Genomic DNA, 22,095 nt, shown 5'->3' with positions numbered 1-22,095 from the left:
CTATACCTCATCAATAGATTGACCAGCCAATGCAGCTCGAATTGAGGCGTCCATTCGACGCGCTGCAAATTCTTGACTTGCTTCATCAGCCTTTTTAATTCCATCTTCAATTGCCTGCGCATCAGTACCTTGACGTAATGTGATTAACGCTTCAATTGCTTGTAAAATTTCTGCTTGCTCTTCTTTTGACAGTAACGCATCACCATCATTATTAAGTGCAACAACTAATCCTTCAATAACTCGATCCGCTTCTACTTGCTGTTCAGCTAATGCACGTGCTTGCATATCTTCTTTTGCATACGTCATTGAATCTTTAAGCATATTAGCTACCTCATTATCACTTAAACCATAAGACGGTTTAACTTGGATATGAGATTGAACGCCAGTGCTCTTTTCCATTGCAGTAACAGAAAGTAAACCATCAGCATCGACTTGGTAAGTTACACGAATATGTGCAGCACCCGCCGCCATTGGTGGGATCCCTTTTAAAGAGAAGCGAGCCAAAGAACGACCATCTTCAACCATCTCTCGTTCACCTTGAACAACGTGCACCATCATACCTGTTTGCCCATCTTTAAATGTGGTGAACTCTTGAGCTTTTGCTACAGGGATCGTGGTATTGCGTGGAATGATCTTTTCAACAAGTCCACCCATGGTTTCAATACCGAGAGAAAGTGGAATAACATCAAGCAGTAACATTTCAGAATCAGGTTTGTTACCCACTAAGATATCCGCTTGAATCGCGGCACCAATCGCAACAACTTGATCTGGGTCGATGCTGGTTAATGGCGTTTGACCAAAGTAATCACCAACAGAAGTACGTACAAATGGCGTTCGTGTTGAACCACCCACCATAACCACTTCCATCACTTCTTCTGAAGTAATATCCGCATCTTTAAGTGCACGACGACATGCCATTAGGGTCTTTTTAATCAAAGGTTGAATTAGACTATTGAAAAGCTCAACGCTAATCTCACCGCTCCAATCTTTAAAACTGATCTTAACGTTATCACTATCAGACAATGCAACTTTCGTTTGTGTTGCTAATGTCAATAATTCACGTTGTTCTTGGTTTGATAGTGAACTTGTAATACCTGTTTGTTCTTTAATCCACTGAGCTAGAGCATGGTCGAAATCATCACCGCCTAACGCAGAATCACCGCCAGTCGCAAGTACCTCAAATACGCCTTTAGATAAGCGTAAAATTGAAATATCAAACGTACCACCACCTAAATCGTAAACGGCAATAACACCTTCTTGGCCGGAATCTAAGCCGTATGCGATTGCCGCTGCAGTCGGTTCATTTAGTAGACGAAGAACATTTAGGCCTGCTAATGTCGCAGCATCCTTAGTACCTGCACGTTGCGCATCATCAAAATAAGCAGGAACGGTAATTACTACCCCTTCTAACTCACCACCTAGTGTATCTTGAGCACGACGTGATAACGATTTTAAGATTTCAGATGATACCTGAATAGGGTTAACTTCACCTTGAGCGGTTTGAATTACTGGTAATCCATTTTCACTTTCTGAAAATTGATATGGAAGCTCAGGATAACGAGCTTGGATATCTTTAAGTGAACGTCCCATTAAACGTTTTACAGAAATAATCGTATTTTGTGGATCCATTGCTGCAGATTGGTATGCATTCATGCCTACACAAATTTTATCTTCTTGATACTGAACAACAGATGGCAAAATAACATTACCTTTCATGTCTGGTAATGTTTTAGCTTCACCGCTTCGAACTGAAGCAACCAAAGAGTTTGTTGTTCCTAAATCAATACCTACCGCCAGTTTATGTTGGTGCGGTACAGCACTTTGTCCTGGTTCAGCAATCTGTAATAACATGAAAGTATCCTTCGTTTATCTCATTAACCCCAAAAGAGTTAACCTAATAATTTCTCTTCTAACTGCTCAACTTCTTGATTCAGTTTTTCAATAAATTTGAGCTTTCGAACGCTCTGAGCGGCTTCAATCCATGCTTCGTTTTTCAATAGTTCTTGCAGTTGAACTAACTGTGATTTACGCATTGCTGTTACATTCTCAGCAAAATCAAACAAAGCACTTTCAGGATCTGAGCTTGATGGTAATGACTCTAACTCTTCACGCAGTTCCATTTGTTGCATTAAAAACATAGGATCTTGCATTGTGGTTTGTTCACCACGAATATCATGACCTTGCTCTGAAAGTATGTATTCAGCTCGTGATACTGGATTTTTTAATGTTTGATACGCATCATTAATTTGCGCAGCTTTTTGAATGGAAAGTAAACGGTCACGCTCTGAAGACGTTGCAAAATTATCTGGATGAAAGCGTTTTTGCAACTCTCTAAATTGAAGAGAAAGAAGGCCACCATCCAGTTCAAACTGGTTCGGTAGCCCAAATAATTCAAAATGATTCATAAGTAATGTTTTGCTCTATACGTTGAAGCTTTCACCACACCCACATTCACTTTTTACGTTCGGGTTGTTGAATTTAAAGCCTTCATTTAGACCTTCTTTTGCAAAGTCTAATTCAGTGCCATCCATATAAGCTAAGCTTTTTGGATCGATAATGATTTTCACACCAAACTGTTCGAAAACTTGGTCTTCTTCGTTTAGCTCATCAACAAATTCAAGAATATAAGCCATACCCGAACAACCAGAGGTTCTTACGCCTAAACGTAAACCAACGCCTTTTCCTCGGTTTTCAAGAAATTTTTGTACACGGCTTGCCGCTGCTTCGGTGACTGAAATGGCCATACTGCAACCTTTACTTTTTGTTTGTGGTCATGGGAGTCATTAATTATTAACGACATTACTCAATAATAAAGCACCTTTTATTAATAAAACAAATAATAAAGGTGCTTTATCTAACCAAAAATAATTAATCTTGGTGTTTATTACGGTAATCAGATACCGCTGCTTTGATTGCATCTTCTGCAAGAATTGAGCAGTGAACTTTCACTGGTGGTAACTCAAGCTCTTCTGCAATTTCAGCATTTTTAAGTGCTGCAGCTTCGTCTAGTGTTTTACCTTTTACCCACTCAGTAACTAGTGAGCTTGATGCAATTGCAGAACCACAACCGTATGTTTTGAATTTTGCATCTTCGATAACACCTTCTGGAGATACTTTGATTTGTAGTTTCATAACATCACCACAAGCCGGAGCACCAACCATGCCGCTACCCACTGATGGGTCGTCTTTTTCAAATGAACCAACATTACGAGGGTTTTCGTAATGGTCGATTACTTTTTCGCTATAAGCCATGATATATACCTCTAAATTCTGTAACGTCCGTGTTTTAGTGGTGTGCCCACTCAACCGTGTTTAAGTCGATGCCTTCTTTGTACATGTCCCACAGTGGTGACATATCACGCAGTTTGTTTACTGCTTGGCTAATTTGTGAAACCGCGTGGTCGATCTCTTCTGCTGTTGTGTAACGACCAAAAGAGAAACGAATCGAACTGTGTGCTAGCTCATCATTTAAACCTAATGCACGTAGTACATATGAAGGTTCAAGACTTGCTGAAGTACATGCAGAACCAGAAGATACTGCAAGGTCTTTAAGAGCCATTAATAGAGACTCACCTTCAACAAATTCAAAACTGATGTTCAAATTGCTTGGTACACGTTGGTCTAAATCACCATTAATGTGTACTGCTTCCATATCTTTAATGCCATCCAATAAACGGTCACGCATTGCTAAGCAGTGATCGTAATCTTTTTGCATTTCTTCTTTTGCAATACGGCAAGCTTCACCCATACCAACGATTTGGTGTGTTGCTAAAGTACCAGAACGGAAACCACGCTCATGACCACCACCGTGCATTTGTGCTTCTAAACGAATGCGAGGTTTACGACGAACATATAATGCGCCGATGCCTTTAGGGCCATAAATCTTATGTGCTGATAGTGAAATTAAATCAACTTTAACTGCTTGTACATCTAGAGGGATTTTACCCGCAGATTGTGCCGCATCAACATGGAAAATAATTTTACGAGAACGACATAATTCGCCAATTGCAGTAATGTCTTGAATTACACCAATTTCGTTATTTACATGCATAATTGAAACAAGAACAGTATCATCACGCATCGCTGCTTCAAGCTTAGCTAGGTCGATAAGACCATTTGATTCAGGCTCAAGGTAAGTTACCTCATAACCTTCACGCTCAAGTTGACGACATGGGTCAAGAACCGCTTTATGTTCTGTTTTACAAGTAATGATGTGCTTACCTTTCTTATTATAGAAATGCGCAGCACCTTTAATTGCTAAGTTGTCAGACTCAGTAGCGCCTGATGTGAATACGATTTCACGAGGATCAGCATTCAATAGATCGGCAATATTTTCACGTGCAGTATCAACCGCTTCTTCAGCCTGCCAGCCGTAACGGTGTGAGCGTGATGCAGGGTTACCAAAGTAACCATCCATTGTCATGTATTGAACCATTTTATCCGCTACACGTTTATCAACAGGACACGTAGCCGAATAATCAAAGTAAATTGGCAGTTTCATTTTCATCTCCAAAAATACAGACGTTTGACCGTTAAGAACGGACATTAACACCCACAGAATTTGTTAATTTTGAATTCGTAGTTAAGCCATTTGTTATGGCAAGATCAACATTTTGTCGATCAGATATTTGCTGAACTTCATTATCTTGCATCAGTTCACCAAGCGTAATACCGTCTAAGAAAGTACTGATTCGAGAACTTAGATCACGCCACAATGTGTGCGTTAAACAACGCGTGCCACCTTGGCAGCCTTCTTTTCCGTGACATTTGGTTGCATCAACTGATTCATCAACAGCTGAAATAACCATTCCAACTGCAATTTGCTCAGCTCTTAATCCTAAGCGATAACCACCACCAGGACCTCGAACGCTTGCAACCAAACCTGCTTTGCGTAATCTAGAGAATAATTGTTCAAGATAAGATAATGAAATCCCTTGGCGCTCTGATATATCAGCAAGCGGCACTGGTCCTTCTTGGGCATGAAGTGCAACGTCTAACATTGCTGTTACTGCATACCTTCCCTTTGAAGTTAATTTCATAAGTTACCTCATATCCACACTATTCGTATGGAATGAAGTTTCCCATACCTGACTATTTTGGTCAAGTATTTATCCTACTATTTTAGTCAAGTACTTACTATTTGATATTACTTGTCTTTCATACTGCGTTCTACGGCGGTTAATACACCGCGTAAAATGCGTAATTCTTGAGTTTCAGGACGTGTACGATTAAACATACGACGCATTTTATTCATAACCTGACCTGGATGTGCTTTATTTATAAAGTCGGTGTTCGTCATCACTTTTTCAAGGTGCTCGTAGAATAATTCCAGTTCATGGTTTAAAGGGTAATCCGCTTCTTTTGATTCGCCTTTATATGCTTGACTGTCTAACCATGCAACGCGTGCTTCGTAACTAATAGTTTGCACTGCCATTGCTAAATTTAAAGAGCTGTATTCAGGGTTAGCAGGAATACATACATGGAAATGACACTTTTGTAACTCTTCATTTGTCAAACCGACTCTTTCACGACCAAATACAAAAGCAATTGGATGCGTTGGCGCTTCTTCAATAGCTTTAATACCAGCTTCTCGTGGCTCTAGCATTGGCCATTCAAGTGTTCTTGAACGTGCACTTGAACCAATAACTAAACCACAATCAGAAATGGCTTCATCTAATGTATCAACAACACGTGCATTATTCGCAATATCACTTGCTCCAGCAGCTAGTGCAATGGCTTGACCATCTACTTCACATTCAGGTGCAACAAGCACCATATTAGTTAACCCCATCACTTTCATCGCGCGAGCAGCTGAACCAATATTTCCTGAATGGCTAGTTCCTACAAGAACAATACGAATTTTATCTAACATGTTATTTCCCATCTAATGAAAAGAGCCGCCGGATACTAACATAAAGCAATACGGCTTTCTCCTTTATCTCGCTGAGATTTTAACCTTGGATCGCTTTTTTTTTAATAAAGAGAATGAATGAACAAAAAATAAACACTTCCTTTTTATAATAAGTCTGTGTATACTCGCCGCCGATTTCTGTTCTTTAACATCTTTTGGGATATTACTATGCATCCAATGCTAAACATTGCTGTACGTGCTGCACGTAAAGCTGGTGACTTTGTTGCTAAATCTTTTGAGCAAACTGACAAAATTGAAACAACAAAGAAAGGCAACAACGAATTTATTACGAACATCGAAGCCGATGCTCAATACATTCTTGTTGACATGATCAAGAAATCTTACCCTGATCACAGCATCATTTCTGAAGAGTCCGGCCTAATTGAAGGTAAAGACACTGACATTCAATGGATCATTGACCCATTAGATGGCACGACTAACTTCGTTAAAGGTATCCCACACTTCTCTGTTTCTATTGCTGTTCGCATCAAAGGCCGTACAGAAGTCGCTTGTGTATACGATCCAATTCGCAATGAACTATTTACTGCTCAACGTGGTGCTGGTGCTCAACGCAACAACCAACGTATGCGCGTTAAAGAGTTAAAAGATCTTAGCGAAGCTATCATCTCTACAGGTTTCCCATACCGTCACAAACAACACTCTGAAAGCTTCATGAAAGTGGTTAGTGCACTATTCATCGAAGGTTCTGACGTTCGCCGTACTGGTTGTGCATCTCTAGACTTATGTTACTTAGCATCAGCTCGTATGGATGGTTTTGTTGAACTAGGTCTTAAGCCTTGGGAAATGTCTGCTGCTGACTTAATTGCTCGTGAAGCTGGTGTTATCTGTACTGACTTCGTTGGCGGTACTGATTACCTTAAATCTGGTAACCTAGTTGCTGGTAGCCCACGTGTTGTTAAAGCGATGCTTAAAAAAGTTCGTGAAAACGGCAACGAAGCAATGATGAAGTAATTTCATTTATTGTGTCTCGTCCTAAAATACGTTGACGATTTTTAATTGAAAGCTAAGTGCGTACGCACTTGGCTTTTTTGTGTACTTGATTTGGTGTACTCATTCCCAAGCTTAAATGTGGCCGCATTTCATTATAAATAAAAATAGATTCTTCAACTAAATGCCTTAACTCCTCTAAATCTTTACAGTCATACAAAAGAAACTCTTGTTTAAGTATCCCATTTATTCGCTCTGCTAATGCATTTTGATAGCAATCATAACCATCCGTCATTGATGGCTTAATATCATTTTTATTCAATTTTTCCTGATAAACCTTTGAACAATACTGTAATCCTCGGTCTGAATGATGAATCGTACTCCTTTGATATTGACGGCTATCTATCGCCATATCAAGAGCTTTGACTACATCAGTAGCTTTCATTTCATCACTTAATTCATATCCCATTATCTTTCGACTATAAGCATCTGTTACTAAAGATAAATAATGAATACCTTTTTGTGATTGAACGTAAGTGATATCACTAACAAAAACCTCTTCAGATGCTTGAGGTGTTACTTCTTTAAGTAAATTAGGATGTTTTTTCATCCAATGCTTACTATAGGTAGTTTTTGTATAACTTCGTTTAGGTTTTACTAATAAGCACTCATTTCTTAAATAGGAAAAAAAGTTATCTCTGCCTAACTTTATGCCATGAGTGATGAATTTGGGCTTAAGTAAAAAATATAATTTTTTACCTCCAATACGAGGCATATATCGACGAATTTCTTGCACCATATTTTTAACCGGTGAAAGTTCAACGGCACGTTTCAGAGCTCTACGTTCTTGTTGGTATATACATTGTCTTGTAATGCCAAGTAGCTGACTAGCTCGCTCTAAGCTGATCATTTTCTGCTTTTGAAGACTTCTTGCTCCTTGGCAATATACTTTTTTCTAAGGCCTGCACCATGTTCTGCGTCCATGATATTCACTACTTCATTAAGTAATAAATTACGCATTCTTTCATCATCAAGCTCTCGCTCTAAACGTTTAATTTTTTGTGCAGGCGATTCTTTCGCTTTCGGGGATTTAGGCATAATAATCTTAGGTGATTGAGACCAGTCCATCTTACCGTGTTTTCTTAACCAAGTAAGTACGGTAGATCGACCTTGAATGCCATAAATGTTTTGAGCTTGCTTATAGGTCATATCGCCTTTTTCTATAGCGGCAACAAGCTGCAATTTAAAGCCTAATGAATAATCGCGTTGAGTTCGCTTATTCTTTGTTTTTTTCTTGATTTGTCATATAAAAGTCCTAAATGTGTAAACACATTTCAGGACGAGACATTGATTTAAAAAAAGGGAAGACAGGTTATCTGTCTTCCCTTTTTTATTATAAAAATCAAAAATTCCAACCAAACTCAGTAAATAGTTTTTTCCACGTATCATCAAAATCCGCTTTAATCACGATATCCTCCCCCGTTATTGGATGAGTAAAATTCAATTCAGATGCGTGAAGTAACAAACGGTGGCTATCCAATTTTTCTTTAAATAAACGATTATGCTTTCCATCGCCGTGGCTTGTATCACCAACAATTGGGTGACGTAAATGTGCCATATGACGACGAAGTTGATGCTTTCTACCTGTATGTGGTTTTAACTCCATCAAACAATATCGCGTGGTTGGAAACTTACCAGTTGAATAAGGTAACTCCACTTTAGCTAACGGTTTGTACTCTGTGATCGCTTCTTTAGCTTCGACTTCTTGTGATGCCTTTTTATCTGCAATTTTATCGAGTTCTTTTTTTAATGGATAATCAAGCGTGTCCGCCTCTTCAATCCATCCACGAACAATCGCATGATAGGTTTTCTTTATTTCTCTGCTTGCGAAAAGTGGAGATACTTGTGCAGCAATCTCGCTTGATAAAGCAAAGAATAAGATTCCTGATGTTGGTCTGTCTAAACGATGTAATGGAAACACATGCTGACCAATTTGATCACGTAACGTTTGCATCGCAAATACCGTTTCGTGCTTATCAAGCCATGAGCGGTGTACTAACATTCCTGCAGGTTTATTAATCGCAATTAAATGTTCATCACGATAAACAATCTCAAGCTCTATTGGCTCAACTTGTTCTTCTAATAACTCATCATTCACAGCTGTAATTTCTTCTGTATTCACTTCATTTACCTAATACATCAATGGCATGACATAAGCGTACAATCTCGTTATACCCTTCAATATCCTTTAATGCTTCTTCAATATAGGGAGCAATTGAGAACCCTTTTGGCGTCGGTTTATTATTCTCAATTAGATAATTCATCTTAGGGATAAAAATCCACTGCAACCACTCAGATGCAGATAGAGTATCAATGGCAAACGGCTCTGTACTTGATAAATCGGCTATCGATGGTGACATACGTTGCCAGTGCCCATGATGTTCTAATTGCTGAGCTAACTGCTCTAATAATGTTGATAATTCTAACGATGTCGTCATATCCGATAAAACTCGCACTCTCTGATACTTTTGATGACAAAGGATACCATCTTATCAAGGCTTGGGTATAATCACGACATTACCCATAAAATAAGACATATCATGGATCAGATTTATACGCTTACCCAACTGATACAGCAATCAGATTGTGAATACACGATTTATGACTTAGGTCGCCGTGTTCAACCTATCTCAAATAAACAATTTGAATCTATTGAAGCTGGACAGCAACCTTATCCTTACCCATTACAACGTCATGCTCATTTAGCTATCGCTTATTGGAATGATACAAAACAACCTTGGATTTGGTTTTTAAAACTGCCTTTAGATGAACGAAGTCTACTGCAACAAGCTGATATAGGTAATTTTATTAAGTACGTTATCGAAGCGATTGGGGTGTCATTAAGCGGCGATTTAAGCGAAGAGCAACAACAAAAGTTGTCAAATAACCCTTATACCTTTAAGCCTAAAGATGACAAGATGGCAATGTTTCATAGTTTCTTGCGTGCGGAATTAGCACAGCCTATGAGTCAATACTATGATCATGCGAAAACTTATCTTTCGGGTATAAACGGTTGGGATAACTGGCAATTTGTGGGAATGCAAGGGTTAGCAGATGTATGTGCAAATCTAGATAAAGACAACAACAGTACTGCACTTCGCAAATCGCTGTCTCATTTACCGACAACGGTTTTATACGCCACATTAGGCTGCTTAGAACACATCAATTTGCCTGAAAAATTAGCACAAAAGCAATTAGAAACAATCCAAGAGCTATGCAACGACAAAGAATCTGATCTGTTTCTATTATCTGCACATATTCGTGCACTTTCTGGGACAGATAAGAATACTTTAATTAAAGCACTGACTTTAATTTTATCGAGTGAGCGTCTAAGCCACCCTGAAGTTCTTGTCGCTATTGCTGGTCGTTGCTGGAGTGGATTAGAGGATCTGTCTGTTGCTAATCTTTTCTTATTACGATTGGCTCAAACGGGTGATCAACAGCTATTTAATCAGTTGTTTGCTGATTTAGTAATGCAACCGAAACTTCGTATGTGCATGCTTCAGATCCTTCATGGAGAAGCAGATCCTAAACTGGCTAACGCTTTATTAAAATTGCAGCAAACCACCAAGAGTTAAGATATGGATAATCTACTTGCGATATTAGCACTAACCCTATTCTGCTTTCTTTTTTGGCAACAAAGAAGACAATCGGAATATGCTCACCAAGCTATTCAACATTATTGTAAAAAAATGGAATTACAGCTACTTAGTGTCGCAAGAGGTTCTTACGGTATTCAATTACCTGACGGTAAAAAGCGCCTACATACTATTTATGAATTCGAGTTTTCTTCCGTGGGAGATGACCACTACACAGGTAAATTGATCATGATAGGCTTTAAAGCAGCAAAGTTTAATTTACCTCCGTATCGCATGGCTGAAGAATACTAATGAAAACTGGGCTAGCACATAGTATTGCTGCTAGCCCAATTCCCCCCTTATTTTATATCCTTTTGGTTACCACCATGCTTCCCACATAGCACCAACAGCAAAAGTATCTTGTTTACCCGTTTCTCCACGAGTTAAATCCACTTCTGTATTTGAGTCACCAACGGTTGCGTAAAATCTCAACATTGGTCTTGCACCTGAATCCATATCAAAGCTAATATTTTGAGATAAGGTGACTTTCCAAGCATCGTTTTGTCCGCTTTGATTATCAAAATCAACCACTGAATAACCCGCTTCTAGCCATGTAGAGTGAATGTTATTCCATGCATAAGTGGGACGCACAATGGCACTGTAGTTAGCTCGGTCATCTTGACTCGCATTTTTATCTTCTAATGATTGATAACCAACTAAATATTCAATATTAGTTTGATTACTCATCACTAACTTACCTTCTAGCTGCATCAACAACGTTGATAAATCTTCTGTCTTATTAAAAATATTGTTATCAACGTTATTACCATAGCGAGTCACAAACTTATTACTCAGCATTCCAACACTATGATTTAACTCAAGCGCCAATTGGTACGAGTCAATATCATCGACATAACACTGCTTATCTGCACCGGTTCCCGTACAAGTTTGCGTGTCCTTGTCAGTCTCAGTATTTTTAGAGGAAAAACCATAGTTCGCATAGAAAGAAAGATCTAAGGCGTCCGTTAAATTAATTCCATGTAATTTAGATGTAATTGCGTAATTACCACTGTCACCAGTACCACCACCATCAACAACTTGTGCAACTGCAGCCATATCGAATTTCACGTTACCAAACTCAAGGTTTTTAATACCAGCACCTTGAGAATCATTCATCATCCAGAAGTAATCGTTTAATCCTGTCTGTGGTCGGTTATGGAAATCTCGACCAGCCCAAATATAAGCATTAGGTTGAGATTCAAAGACATTCGTCGCCCCCGCATAGAATTTCTTCAAGCCAACCTCATCCCCCCAATGCTCTAGCATGACAACTACATCCCAAATGGTGCCATTATCAGAAACAAATCCTTTTGCAAACTGAAACTCACCGCCATTGCCTTCATTACCTAAACGACCAGTAGCATTACCAATTAATTGGCCATCAGCTGAGACGTATTTTTGTGTATCATCAGAAAAATGAAATCCATAACGAGCATAACCAGAAAAAACGATCCCATCAGGGATTTTGGTTTCAGGAGAAATAACTAAAGGTTGTTGATCATCTAATTGAATATTATCTAATGGATCTGTTTCAGCAAAAGTAGAAAATGAAGAAAGGGTCGCAGTAACAGCCAGAGCAACAGGTAATAATTTCATTATAATTCCTTAATAAATATTAAAACAGCAATTTAAAATCATCATGAACATTATCGAATTATATTTACGACTCATTCATGAACTAATTAAATTATTTACTGTTATATTATTAATATTCAACAATCATAATTTTTAAATATTAACCTGATCACGCACGTTTTATATTTATATATGTTTTATTTTTAGCTTTTTAATAGATATCCATTCAATAAAAACAAAAAAGCACCAATTAATCGATGCTTATTGAAAATAAAATAGTTTAATTAATATCCTTTGTTGATTCACGAACAATTATATTACCTTTTAATATTTCAGTTGTTGCTTTTACTTCTTTATCAGAAATCAATCTTAATGCTTTATCCATTGCCAACTGAGTTACTTTTTGAATAGGAATATTAATCGTTGTTAATGCTGGAGATAAAAATGCAGAGATCTCATCATTATCTATCCCAACGATGGAAATATCTTCAGGAACACGAATATTCATCTCTTTTAAGGCTTTAATTGCACCGAGTGCTAAATGATCATTAAAACAAAAAATAGCGGAAATATCTTGTGAACGCTTCAGCAATTCCTTACATGCTTGATACCCATCTTCTAACTTACCATTCTTTATTATAGTTAAGTTATCATCATAAGTAATACCATGTTTTTCAAGCGTTTCTTTCGCTCCTTTCAAACGAATTTGGCCAGTACTTGATGTCATATTAAGGGTGATAATTGCAATGTTTTTATGCCCTAATTCAACAAGATGCTCAATAGCCATTTGACTTGCATTATATTGATCAAAAGCAACTGCGTGCCCTAACCCATCTGGTAAGGTTCGATTAATTACCACAAGTGGGATTGGCAGTTTTTTCTGAATTTCACAATAATCATCAGCCGTCATCGTACGGCTATAAATTAAAATAGCATCACACTTTCTTGCCACTAGTGAATTAATGGCTTCGATTTCAGTTTCAACTTGATTATGACCGTCAGTGACGATTAATTGCTTTCCTGATTCTTCTGCAATTCTTGTCGCTTCTTTGAGTAAAATACCAAAATAATAACCGTCAAAGAACGACACAATAAGGCCAATACTATTAGAACTATTTGTTGCCAATGCTTGAGCGACAAGGCTCGGTTTATAGTCTAATGTTTCCATTGCATCAAAAATCAGTTTTTTTGTTTCTTCTTTTACTGGACCTTTTCCATTCATTACTCGAGAAACGGTCGCCTTAGAAACACCTGCAAGCTTACATACGTCATTGATTGTTGCCATTGAGCCCTCAAAAATATGTAGATGAAATTAGCGTAATAATAGCTAAGTTATTACGCTAAATACACTTTATTATTTATTCTGCAACGCGCGATGAATCTCAATTAGCTCTTGAATCATCTCTTTTGCAAGCATAGAAGTCATAATATGATCTTGGGCGTGCACCATAATTAAATTTACTGGCACTTTTCCTTCTCCCTCATCCATGCCAATAAGCTGTGTTTGCACATCATGCGCTCTTTTCGAAGCTTCAGCTGATTGCTTTAAAAGATCATCAACTTTATCCCACTCGCCAGATTTTGCTGCTCGTAATGCTTCCATTGCACATGATTTAGATTCACCTGCATTAATAATAAGTTCCATTACTGTAGTTTCTAACTCTTCACCGACTAGCATATTATTTATTCCTATTTAAATTTGTTTTTCATTGTTAAAAAGTGATATACCGCTCCAATTAATCCACTGTCATTATTAAATGTACTTTTCTCAATGGAAACTAACTCTTTAACATTAAATTCATTAATTGAACTTTGGCTTTTAATAATCTGATTAAACTTCTCTTCAATATTAAAAATCAAATCTTCTCGACTACTTATCGCTCCACCAATAATTATTTTTTCTGGATTTAAAATAAACGTAAGGTTATATAATCCGATAGCAATATTATTATAAAAGTCATCTATTACTTTTATTGCTACTTCATCACCTGTTGATGCGAGTTCAAAAATATCTTTTCCTGATATATTATCAATACTATTAATATTTTTTAATTTTGAATATCGACGTCTTAGCCCTTCTCTGACTGATGCAGTAAAACTCATACTTGCTGTTGCTTTATCTTCAATATCAAATACATTTTTTGTAAACATATAACCAAACTCGCCAGCCATAAAACCATGACCTCGAACCATTTGATTATTAATATAGATAGCACCACCAATTCCTGTGCCTATCGTAATACAGATAAAATTCTCAACATGTTGTGCTTTACCGCGCCATTTTTCAGCAAGCGCTACACAGTTAACATCATTCTCTAATTCAACAGGTAACGATAATCTCTTAGTTAATTCATCTTTAAATTGAAAACCGTAGAAATCATCAATTGCTCCACCTGTTTTTAAATACCCTGTGTTTACATCTACAAATCCAGGAAGAGAGAAAGCTGCACCATCGAACGTATACTTTTTTGACCACTGCTCTTTTATATCCACAAGAGTGGCAATGATTTTTTCTCCGCAAGTTTCAGTTTTCACTTTCCCTTGCTCAAGAACTTTTCCTTGTTCATTTAACACGCCAAACTTTATGTCTGTACCACCAATATCAAACGAAATGTACGTTGCCATAATGCAAACTTCTCCCTTTATTTCAGTTAAATATCTTCACCACGAGTGGCAATGACATCTTTAAACCAATGGAATGATGCTTTTTTCTTACGAGCCAATCCATTTTGATGATCAACATAAATAAAACCATATTGCTTTTTATAACCATTTAACCAACTTAATAAGTCAATGGCAGACCAAGCGTAATACCCTTTAATATGAACACCGCGACGAACCGCTTCTTTTACCGCACCTAAGTGCTCTTTAATAAAATTAATACGTGGAATATCGCACACTTCACCATCAATGATAGGATCTTCATCACCTAAACCATTTTCCGTGATGTAGAGTTTAATTTGACCATAGTGCTCTTTCAGCATTTCTAATCCGCCAACAAACCCTTCGGGTGAAATTTCCCAATCCCATTTCGTGTACTTTTTATCTGCCATTTTCACAGTACGGTACACATTATCGTAACTAGGGTTACCAGGTGAGCCCGTTGAGTTTTCTCGTGTAATCGTACGAGCTTCAACATCCCCTTGAATTTTCTCTACACGCTGAGGCTGGTAATAATTCAATCCCATAAAGTCATTCAAAGGTGCGGCTTCAAAAATAGTTTGTAGCTCTTCATCCGTCCAATCAGGAAGGTTACCTTCTTCTTGTAATTGCTTAACTACATACTCTGGATATTTACCAAGCAAAATAGGATCATAGAACCAGTTCATACTAAATTGATTCGCATGCATTGCAGCAAAGTGACTCTCTTCAGAATCATCAACCCCAAATGCAGGGCTAAATACATGACTCAAACCAATCTCACCAAATTGATTTAATTTTTTATATTCAATCACCGCTTTAGCATGAGCGTAAAATACGTTATGTGTTGCTTGGAAGTATTTTTTCGGGTCATTTTGAATGCCTGGTGGGTGTGCGCCTGCCATGTATCCTAGAGCACAGAACACAACCGTTTCATTAAACGTTATAAAATGCTTAACACGGTCACCGAATTCGTTGAAACATAATTTAGCAAACTCGACATACGCATCGCCCGTTGCTTTATTTAACCATGCACCTTCTTTTTCTAGTGCTAATGGCAGATCCCAGTGATATAGAGTAACAAAAGGAACAATGCCATATTTCAAACATTCATCGATCAGATTATTATAAAAATCGATGCCTTTTTGATTAATTTCCCCCGTTCCATTTGGGAAAATACGAGCCCAAGAAATTGAGAAACGGTATGACTCTAATCCCATTTCCGCCATTAAAGCGATGTCTTCTTTATAACGATTGTAATGATCAACAGCGACATCACCGTTAGTTCCTTCAAACGTTTTTCCTGGTATTTTGGTAAACTCATCCCAGTTTGTTGGACCTTTACCATCTTGATCCCACGCGCCTTCCACTTGATAAGAAGCGGTTGCTGCGCCAAATAAAAAATCATGTGCAAATTTCATTTCAAATTCCTGTCTATTACTGTAGCCAACTGAATATGGTTAGTCTAAAAGAGCCAATGCATCATTTAGGATCTTCTCGCCTTTCATCATGCCGTAATCCATCATGTCGATGACTTCGACTTTCTTATTTACTTCATCTGCCAATTTCTGAAGTTCGTCTTTTTTAAAGCGAATTTGTGGCCCTAATAGGAATAAATCATATTCAGATAAATAGTCTTGAATCGTTTCAACGCCGTGGGCTTCGATATGAATATCTAATCCTTTTTGTTCTGCTGATTCACGCATTTTTTTTACAACCATTGACGTAGACATACCTGCTGCACATAGTAATAAAATCTTTTTCATAATAACCTCGATACTCATCTAATCTGTTTTAATTAAGCTGTTGCTTGTGATGTTGGCGCTGCTGCCTTTGCTTCATCTTGAGCAGCTAACTTGTCTTGATATTTAAAGAATGGGAAATAAACGCACACTGTCATACAGAACACGGCTATTTGTAGTAATGCTGCACTCCAACCACCAACGATGAATCCGCTAAGCACCATAGGCGTTGTCCAAGGCACTTGAACTGCGGTAAATGGACCAACAAATCCCATATTAATTGACGTATAAACCATAATTGCTGATAGCACAGGTGCTGTTACAAATGGAATAAACATGATTGGGTTAAAGATAATTGGAGTTGCAAAAATCACAGGTTCATTGATATTGAAAATACCTGGGATAAAAGAAAGGCGACCAAGCTGTTTGAACTGAATAGAGCGGGCAAATAACACCATGCAGCACACTAAACCAAACGTTAAACCTGACCCACCAACAGTAATGAATTGGTCAACAAACTGGTTAGTTACTACTTTGCCATTTTCGCCAGCAATCAATGCTTCGCCTGCATTCACGATAGATTGATTATGAAGTGCGTTCGCTGTCACGATTGGTCCCATAATGCCCATAACAATAACTGGACCGTGAACACCACACCACCAAAGTAGAGAGATAAGTAAAGCAATACCAACCGCTCCAAAGAATGAATCAGACATGCTTTGTAGTGGCGTTTGAATAATATGATAGATGGTTTCAATAAAGGTTCTTTCAAATACAACTTCAAAGAAGATGTAAGTTAAGAAAGCAAGAGTGATAATAAGAAAACCAGGAATAAGCGATTTAAAAGCATTGGATACCCCTTCAGGCACACTATCAGGCAGTTTGATAACCCAATTACGATTAAAGGCCATTGAATAAATAATACCAACAACTAAACCAATCACGATGGCTGCAATCATACCTTTACCACCAAGAAAGGCTTTCGGTATTACGCCACCAATTTGAGTTACACCATCAGGTGCGACAACAAAGGCATTCATTACAATAAGAAGAGAAACAATGGCTAATACCCCCGCATTTACACCATTATGTCCTTCATATTTAACGTAAGTATACGCAATACCAAAAGCACCAATTAGTGCCAAAATATCAAATGTTGCCCCTACAACTTGGAACAATGGTGTTGACCACTCTGCTCCAAAAATTCCAGCCATAAACTCGCTGTAACCATCAATAGGTACAAACGCCAATAACAAAAACACTGAACCTATAATGGTCAATGGCATTGTTAACATGAAGCCTTCTTTAATCGCTACGATCGGTTTTGAATTCACAACCTTTAAAACTTTAGGTAGGAATTTATTCACCTTTTCCATGATAGTACTTTGCAAATTTACCGCTTGAGTACTCATTGTTCACCCCTAATTAGAATTATAAATTTATTAACTTTTATTCACTGGTGAGAAATGTAACCGGTTTCAGTAACCGGTTACATAACATAATTGAGCAAATATGATTCAACTCACGAATATTAATAATTTACAGATTAAAAATGTGATCTAGATAAATTGATGTTTTTTTAAACTAGGAAATGGGCGTATTCGGTGGGGGTATAAGTGCTAATGATTGCGTAAAAAAGAAAAACCCCATCAAGCTCTCGCTTAATGGGGTTATAACTCTACTCGCAGCAGTCCGGCTACTAAGTGGTGCTCCATGCATCAAATCCATGATAGTATGCTGACTCCTTCAGCTTATTCCGTTCGTCGCCGTCCTAGCGGTGTCCTTGATCTCATCCTGATCCGTCAACAGTCCGTCGTTAACTCTCTTCACTTGTTCCGTGAGCGGTGTCCCTTACATCATCCTGATGTTCAGTCCTTCCTCTATCCTAGAGGTATCCATTGTCTTCCTTAGTAGCAACCATCCAAGTTACTATTGCGTCCGTTCAATGTCCTTTGCTTTCCTTGCCGATTATTCATCCTAAATAACCGAATGCTTCATCCTGAAGCTTACCAAATCCTTGGCTAGTTCCTGTTCCGTGTCAGTATCCTTCCGACACCAATAAGATTACGCTTTTGACTTTTTTGAACAATGGTCTAGCGACATATTTTTTATCTTTCTTTGCATCCACAATCATATCAAAAAATAAAACACCATTAATAACAACAACTTAATAAGACTCTTATTCTAATTTACGATAAAATAAACGATATTTCTCACCTTGCACGTGAGAGATATCGCACAAGCATGTTCTCTTTTTTCCATTTTCATCTATTTAATACCCATTATTTCACGTGATTTTCATCACACTTTTATTCTTCTAGGATTGGTATAGAGAATTCGTTATTATAAACAAAGCTGAAATATAGGAAGTCACAATGAAAAATGTAACGGATGAACTGCAAAAAATTCTGCAAGATTTAACCGGTGAAGGCAAAAAACCAACCACGGCATTGGTACGAGCTCGCTTAACGACTCCAGTCCCTATGCCTGCTATTATTGCTGCGGTAAAATCATTTAAATCGACTTCTCATGTACCAAAAATAGAAGTTCGAGAAACCTCATTAACCGCAGATGAGCGTATTGCTCAACTTGAACAACAAGTCAAAGAGCTAACCAACCGCTTGATGGCTCTGGAGAATAAATAATGCAAATTTGGGTTGATGCTGACGCATGTCCAAAAGTAGTAAAAGAAGTGCTATTTCGCGCTGCAACTCGAACTGGAATTCAACTAACTTTAGTCGCTAACCATTATATTCCAGTGCCAAGTGCCGCCAATATTCGCTCAATGCAAGTCGAATCTGGATTTGATGTTGCTGATGATGAAATTGTAAAGCGCTCTGAAGCGGGCGATTTGGTGATCAGTGCAGATATTCCATTAGCCGCAGAGCTCATTGAGAAGAAAGTACAAGTATTAAACCCTCGTGGTGAGTTATACACCGAAGCAACCATTAAAGCTCGATTAAATATTCGTGATTTTATGGATACAATGCGTGCCAGTGGCATTCAAACTGGTGGCCCAGCTCCACTTTCTCAAACAGAACGTCGAGAATTTGCGAATCAATTGGATCGCATTTTAGCCAAAACCAAAATATAAAAAATGGGAGCATCTAGGCTCCCATTTTTATTCAACCAAACTTAGTCTTTAAAGTCCCAAGATAAATTACTTACTAATAAGCATTCATCACATTTGAAATCAAATACTTCATGAAGCGGCTCTTTTAAAGCCCAATCCCCATCACACACAGGACAACGACGTGCTTGCTCTTTCTCTTTACTCTCGCCAGCCACACGATAAATGTATAAATACGTTGGAATGCCACTTACTACCGCCATACGACGACACAAATCCCAACCACGTTTAAATAGGTGACTTTTGCTTGAACTGATCTCATGTAATGAAGGATGCTCAACAACAGAGCCATTCATCTGTAATTGATCACATGCACTCCAATCTTCTTGCCATTTAATAAGCTGTTTTTGATCACCATTGGCTACCGCAGGTAAACGGTATAATGGAATAGGTTGGAATGTCTCACCATGTCGAATCGGCGAACACGTATGTAAATGGCTAGTATAAAGAATTTGCCAACTAACGGTTTCACTCTCATCACTAGGATCTGAGTTCATGTCTTGGCCAACCACTTTAACTTTAGGTTGTAATAATCCAAACTCACTCAGTTGTTTGAAAGCTAGCTTTACCTGAGGGCTGTGATTATCCGGATGTAATGAATCTACTTCAGGACAAACAACACGAGCAACAAAGTTCGTTCCTTTCATCACAACAGGTAATTCACGGCCAATAACTTGTCCATTGTAACGTAGGCAATCTAAACAATAATTTATTGCCTTTTCTACCGCTGCCATCGAAGTATCACAATACACTTCAAAATCTAACTCAGTAACAAACATTAACGCTCTTTTCCTAACCACTTTAAAAATAAAAATTCCGACGTAATTACACCGGAATTGATTTAATCATTTACCAATTAACTATGCAGCAATAACCGGCTCTAGTTTATTTAAAAACTCAGCCATATTCGCCGCTAATACTGTTCTATTTTTAGTACCAACGCGATCTAAAATCACTTCACCAGATTGATTACAAATAGAAACGACTTCCATTTCATCATCTGTAACAGCAACAAATAAAGTCGGTACTAGTTTCAGACGACGCTGCATGACTAAATGACCTAGCATATTGCCTTGCAAACGCTCCAGATCCTCATCGCTCCACACTTGAAGAAGTTCAATATTCATATCTTCAAACTTGGCTGTCATATCCGCACTATATTGAGTGCCATAAAATGCATGGAAGTCGTCATGAAGATCCAATTCAATTCCTTGCTCGATATTATGCAAACGAATCGCTTCATCTCTAACAATAGGTTGCCAAGATATTTCTAAATCTCGCGTTTCTTCAATACAAGGAGAAGCTAATCCCACTAACTCTTCATTAATTGGCAAGCAATCATGTTGTGCTTTCCATGCTTCTACATAACGTTGGCTAAAGTTAGCAAGCGCTTGCTCTACCGAAAGTGGCATTCGATTCTCCTCATAAGATAAAATTTCAAGTAAACTATCCAATATTAAACGAAAGGCTGTCTACTTAGTACGCCTTATTCTAATCTACTTTTGGTATTTTCAATATGACTAAATACACCAATGCAGATGAGCTAAAATCACTGACCCTTGGACAAAAAACAGAATACAAACACACTTACGAGCCTGAATTACTACAAGCGGTTCCTCGAAGTCTTAATCGTGATGATCTTGCACTAGGTGATGAACTTCCTTTTGTAGGTTGTGATGTATGGACGCTATATGAACTGTCGTGGCTAAATCAAAATGGTTTACCACAAGTAGCTGTTGGTGAAGTCGCACTACCTGCAACGAGCCCAAACCTTGTTGAATCAAAATCGTTTAAACTTTATCTAAACAGTTTTAACCAAACAAAATTCACCTCCTGGGATGAAGTAAAAGAAACATTGGTAAAAGATTTAAGTGCATGTGCAGGTGAAACCATAAAAGTAGATGTATTCCCTGTACAACGATATTCACAACAACCTATTGTTGATATGCAAGGCGAATGCATTGATGATCAAGATATTATTATTGATGATTACGAGTTCAATGCCGCTTATTTAGAATCGAGTACATCTGATGCAGAAATTGAAGAAACACTGCACAGTCATTTATTAAAATCTAACTGCTTAATTACAAACCAACCCGATTGGGGCAGTGTTGAGATTCAATACAAAGGCAAAAAAATTGATCGTGAGAAGTTACTACGCTATTTAATCTCTTTCCGTCAACATAATGAGTTTCATGAGCAATGTGTAGAACGCATTTACACTGATATTATGAAATATTGCGCACCAGAATCATTAACCGTATTTGCTCGTTACACACGACGCGGTGGTCTTGATATCAATCCATTCCGTAGCTCGCATCTATTGGCACCTAAAGACAATTTACGTTTAGCTCGCCAGTAAGACATTTTGATTAATTTTGTCTACAAAGAACGTTTCTTTGTAGACAAATCCCCTCACAACGATAGTATGTAATGGTTGTTTTTTTGTGG

At 37.9% G+C, this 22,095-nt stretch carries 25 protein-coding genes; 6 read left to right on the top strand and 19 right to left on the bottom strand.

Going from position 1 to position 22,095, the window contains the following annotated elements; genetic code table 11:
- From hscA to trmJ, 7 genes are all read right to left on the bottom strand, one after another.
- A complete protein-coding gene (gene hscA / locus AVFI_RS03215; RefSeq protein ID WP_054776009.1) occupies nt 1–1,851 on the bottom strand; it encodes a Fe-S protein assembly chaperone HscA in 1,851 nt (616 codons plus the stop codon).
- A 38-nt stretch (nt 1,852–1,889) separates the two neighbouring features.
- Entirely contained in the window at nt 1,890–2,405 is a 516-nt protein-coding gene (gene hscB / locus AVFI_RS03210; protein WP_011261361.1) for a co-chaperone HscB, read from the bottom strand.
- A gap of 15 nt (nt 2,406–2,420) precedes the next feature.
- The gene (iscA, locus tag AVFI_RS03205; RefSeq protein ID WP_005417916.1) at nt 2,421–2,744 is read right to left on the bottom strand and encodes an iron-sulfur cluster assembly protein IscA; all 324 of its coding nucleotides are present in this window, start codon (nt 2,742–2,744) and stop codon (nt 2,421–2,423) included.
- Nucleotides 2,745–2,868: 124 nt separating this feature from the next.
- A complete protein-coding gene (gene iscU, locus AVFI_RS03200; protein WP_005417914.1) occupies nt 2,869–3,252 on the bottom strand; it encodes a Fe-S cluster assembly scaffold IscU in 384 nt (127 codons plus the stop codon).
- Between the two features lie 34 nt (nt 3,253–3,286).
- Nucleotides 3,287–4,501, bottom strand: a complete 1,215-nt coding sequence (locus AVFI_RS03195) for an IscS subfamily cysteine desulfurase (protein ID WP_026029255.1) — start codon at nt 4,499–4,501, stop codon at nt 3,287–3,289.
- Nucleotides 4,502–4,532: 31 nt separating this feature from the next.
- A complete protein-coding gene (iscR, locus tag AVFI_RS03190; protein ID WP_054776010.1) occupies nt 4,533–5,039 on the bottom strand; it encodes a Fe-S cluster assembly transcriptional regulator IscR in 507 nt (168 codons plus the stop codon).
- Nucleotides 5,040–5,146: 107 nt separating this feature from the next.
- The gene (gene trmJ, locus AVFI_RS03185) at nt 5,147–5,872 is read right to left on the bottom strand and encodes a tRNA (cytosine(32)/uridine(32)-2'-O)-methyltransferase TrmJ (RefSeq protein ID WP_005417908.1); all 726 of its coding nucleotides are present in this window, start codon (nt 5,870–5,872) and stop codon (nt 5,147–5,149) included.
- A 207-nt stretch (nt 5,873–6,079) separates the two neighbouring features.
- Between trmJ and suhB the strand changes: the two genes are divergently transcribed.
- Complete coding sequence (gene suhB / locus AVFI_RS03180; protein ID WP_017018643.1) at nt 6,080–6,883, top strand: inositol-1-monophosphatase; 804 nt, start codon at nt 6,080–6,082, stop codon at nt 6,881–6,883.
- 52 nt (nt 6,884–6,935) lie between these two features.
- On the opposite strand, the gene AVFI_RS03175 is transcribed toward suhB, so the two are convergent.
- The 3 genes from AVFI_RS03175 to AVFI_RS03165 all read right to left on the bottom strand — a co-directional run bounded on the left by AVFI_RS03175 (nt 6,936) and on the right by AVFI_RS03165 (nt 9,357).
- A protein-coding gene (locus AVFI_RS03175; RefSeq protein WP_408580438.1) for an IS3 family transposase occupies nt 6,936–8,158 on the bottom strand; the annotation gives its coding sequence in 2 pieces (ribosomal slippage) (nt 6,936–7,807 and nt 7,807–8,158; 1,224 coding nt in all).
- 103 nt (nt 8,159–8,261) lie between these two features.
- Nucleotides 8,262–9,041, bottom strand: coding sequence for a tRNA pseudouridine(65) synthase TruC (gene truC / locus AVFI_RS03170; RefSeq protein ID WP_188863758.1), 780 nt, complete (start codon nt 9,039–9,041; stop codon nt 8,262–8,264).
- 1 nt (nt 9,042) lies between these two features.
- The gene (locus AVFI_RS03165; RefSeq protein ID WP_054775847.1) at nt 9,043–9,357 is read right to left on the bottom strand and encodes a YqcC family protein; all 315 of its coding nucleotides are present in this window, start codon (nt 9,355–9,357) and stop codon (nt 9,043–9,045) included.
- Nucleotides 9,358–9,459: 102 nt separating this feature from the next.
- Here AVFI_RS03165 and AVFI_RS03160 point away from each other — a divergent pair, with 102 nt between their 5' ends.
- Together AVFI_RS03160 and AVFI_RS03155 are read left to right on the top strand one after the other, a co-directional pair.
- Nucleotides 9,460–10,497 (top strand): DUF3549 family protein, encoded by a 1,038-nt coding sequence (locus tag AVFI_RS03160; protein WP_054775840.1) that lies wholly within the window; start codon nt 9,460–9,462, stop codon nt 10,495–10,497.
- Nucleotides 10,498–10,500: 3 nt separating this feature from the next.
- A complete protein-coding gene (locus AVFI_RS03155) occupies nt 10,501–10,809 on the top strand; it encodes a DUF3301 domain-containing protein (protein ID WP_011261354.1) in 309 nt (102 codons plus the stop codon).
- Between the two features lie 66 nt (nt 10,810–10,875).
- Here AVFI_RS03155 and AVFI_RS03150 read toward each other — a convergent pair whose 3' ends face one another.
- The 7 genes from AVFI_RS03150 to AVFI_RS03120 form a co-directional block, all read right to left on the bottom strand.
- Entirely contained in the window at nt 10,876–12,153 is a 1,278-nt protein-coding gene (locus AVFI_RS03150) for a carbohydrate porin (RefSeq protein ID WP_188863759.1), read from the bottom strand.
- Between the two features lie 259 nt (nt 12,154–12,412).
- Nucleotides 12,413–13,417: a LacI family DNA-binding transcriptional regulator gene (locus tag AVFI_RS03145; protein WP_012533731.1), complete on the bottom strand. Its 1,005-nt coding sequence runs from the start codon at nt 13,415–13,417 to the stop codon at nt 12,413–12,415.
- A gap of 69 nt (nt 13,418–13,486) precedes the next feature.
- Nucleotides 13,487–13,810, bottom strand: a complete 324-nt coding sequence (locus tag AVFI_RS03140; RefSeq protein ID WP_011261351.1) for a PTS lactose/cellobiose transporter subunit IIA — start codon at nt 13,808–13,810, stop codon at nt 13,487–13,489.
- 11 nt (nt 13,811–13,821) lie between these two features.
- Nucleotides 13,822–14,757, bottom strand: coding sequence for an ROK family protein (locus AVFI_RS03135; protein ID WP_188863760.1), 936 nt, complete (start codon nt 14,755–14,757; stop codon nt 13,822–13,824).
- Between the two features lie 26 nt (nt 14,758–14,783).
- Nucleotides 14,784–16,193: a glycoside hydrolase family 1 protein gene (locus AVFI_RS03130; protein ID WP_012534166.1), complete on the bottom strand. Its 1,410-nt coding sequence runs from the start codon at nt 16,191–16,193 to the stop codon at nt 14,784–14,786.
- A 39-nt stretch (nt 16,194–16,232) separates the two neighbouring features.
- The gene (locus AVFI_RS03125; protein ID WP_005417897.1) at nt 16,233–16,538 is read right to left on the bottom strand and encodes a PTS sugar transporter subunit IIB; all 306 of its coding nucleotides are present in this window, start codon (nt 16,536–16,538) and stop codon (nt 16,233–16,235) included.
- A 32-nt stretch (nt 16,539–16,570) separates the two neighbouring features.
- Nucleotides 16,571–17,926 carry a PTS sugar transporter subunit IIC gene (locus AVFI_RS03120; RefSeq protein ID WP_012533885.1) on the bottom strand — a complete coding sequence of 452 codons (1,356 nt, stop codon included), beginning with the start codon at nt 17,924–17,926 and terminating at the stop codon, nt 16,571–16,573.
- Nucleotides 17,927–18,889: 963 nt separating this feature from the next.
- On the opposite strand from AVFI_RS03120, the gene AVFI_RS03115 reads away from it, so the two are divergent.
- The gene (locus AVFI_RS03115; RefSeq protein ID WP_155663097.1) at nt 18,890–19,159 is read left to right on the top strand and encodes a hypothetical protein; all 270 of its coding nucleotides are present in this window, start codon (nt 18,890–18,892) and stop codon (nt 19,157–19,159) included.
- The gene (locus AVFI_RS03110; RefSeq protein ID WP_054775843.1) at nt 19,159–19,608 is read left to right on the top strand and encodes a YaiI/YqxD family protein; all 450 of its coding nucleotides are present in this window, start codon (nt 19,159–19,161) and stop codon (nt 19,606–19,608) included. The genes AVFI_RS03115 and AVFI_RS03110 overlap by 1 nt, the downstream gene beginning before the upstream one ends.
- A gap of 41 nt (nt 19,609–19,649) precedes the next feature.
- Here the strand turns inward: AVFI_RS03110 and AVFI_RS03105 are convergent, their stop codons facing one another.
- Nucleotides 19,650–20,423 (bottom strand): Zn-ribbon-containing protein, encoded by a 774-nt coding sequence (locus AVFI_RS03105; RefSeq protein WP_005417893.1) that lies wholly within the window; start codon nt 20,421–20,423, stop codon nt 19,650–19,652.
- Between the two features lie 81 nt (nt 20,424–20,504).
- The gene (syd, locus tag AVFI_RS03100) at nt 20,505–21,056 is read right to left on the bottom strand and encodes a SecY-interacting protein (protein WP_005417891.1); all 552 of its coding nucleotides are present in this window, start codon (nt 21,054–21,056) and stop codon (nt 20,505–20,507) included.
- 104 nt (nt 21,057–21,160) lie between these two features.
- On the opposite strand from syd, the gene queF reads away from it, so the two are divergent.
- Entirely contained in the window at nt 21,161–22,006 is an 846-nt protein-coding gene (gene queF, locus AVFI_RS03095) for an NADPH-dependent 7-cyano-7-deazaguanine reductase QueF (protein ID WP_155663099.1), read from the top strand.
- Nucleotides 22,007–22,095 lie beyond the last annotated feature (89 nt).

This window comes from Aliivibrio fischeri ATCC 7744 = JCM 18803 = DSM 507 (assembly GCF_023983475.1).
Classification (GTDB): Bacteria; Pseudomonadota; Gammaproteobacteria; order Enterobacterales; family Vibrionaceae; genus Aliivibrio; species Aliivibrio fischeri.
The sequence above is the reverse complement of the archived record's forward strand: the minus strand, read 5'-3'. Positions and strand labels throughout refer to the sequence as shown.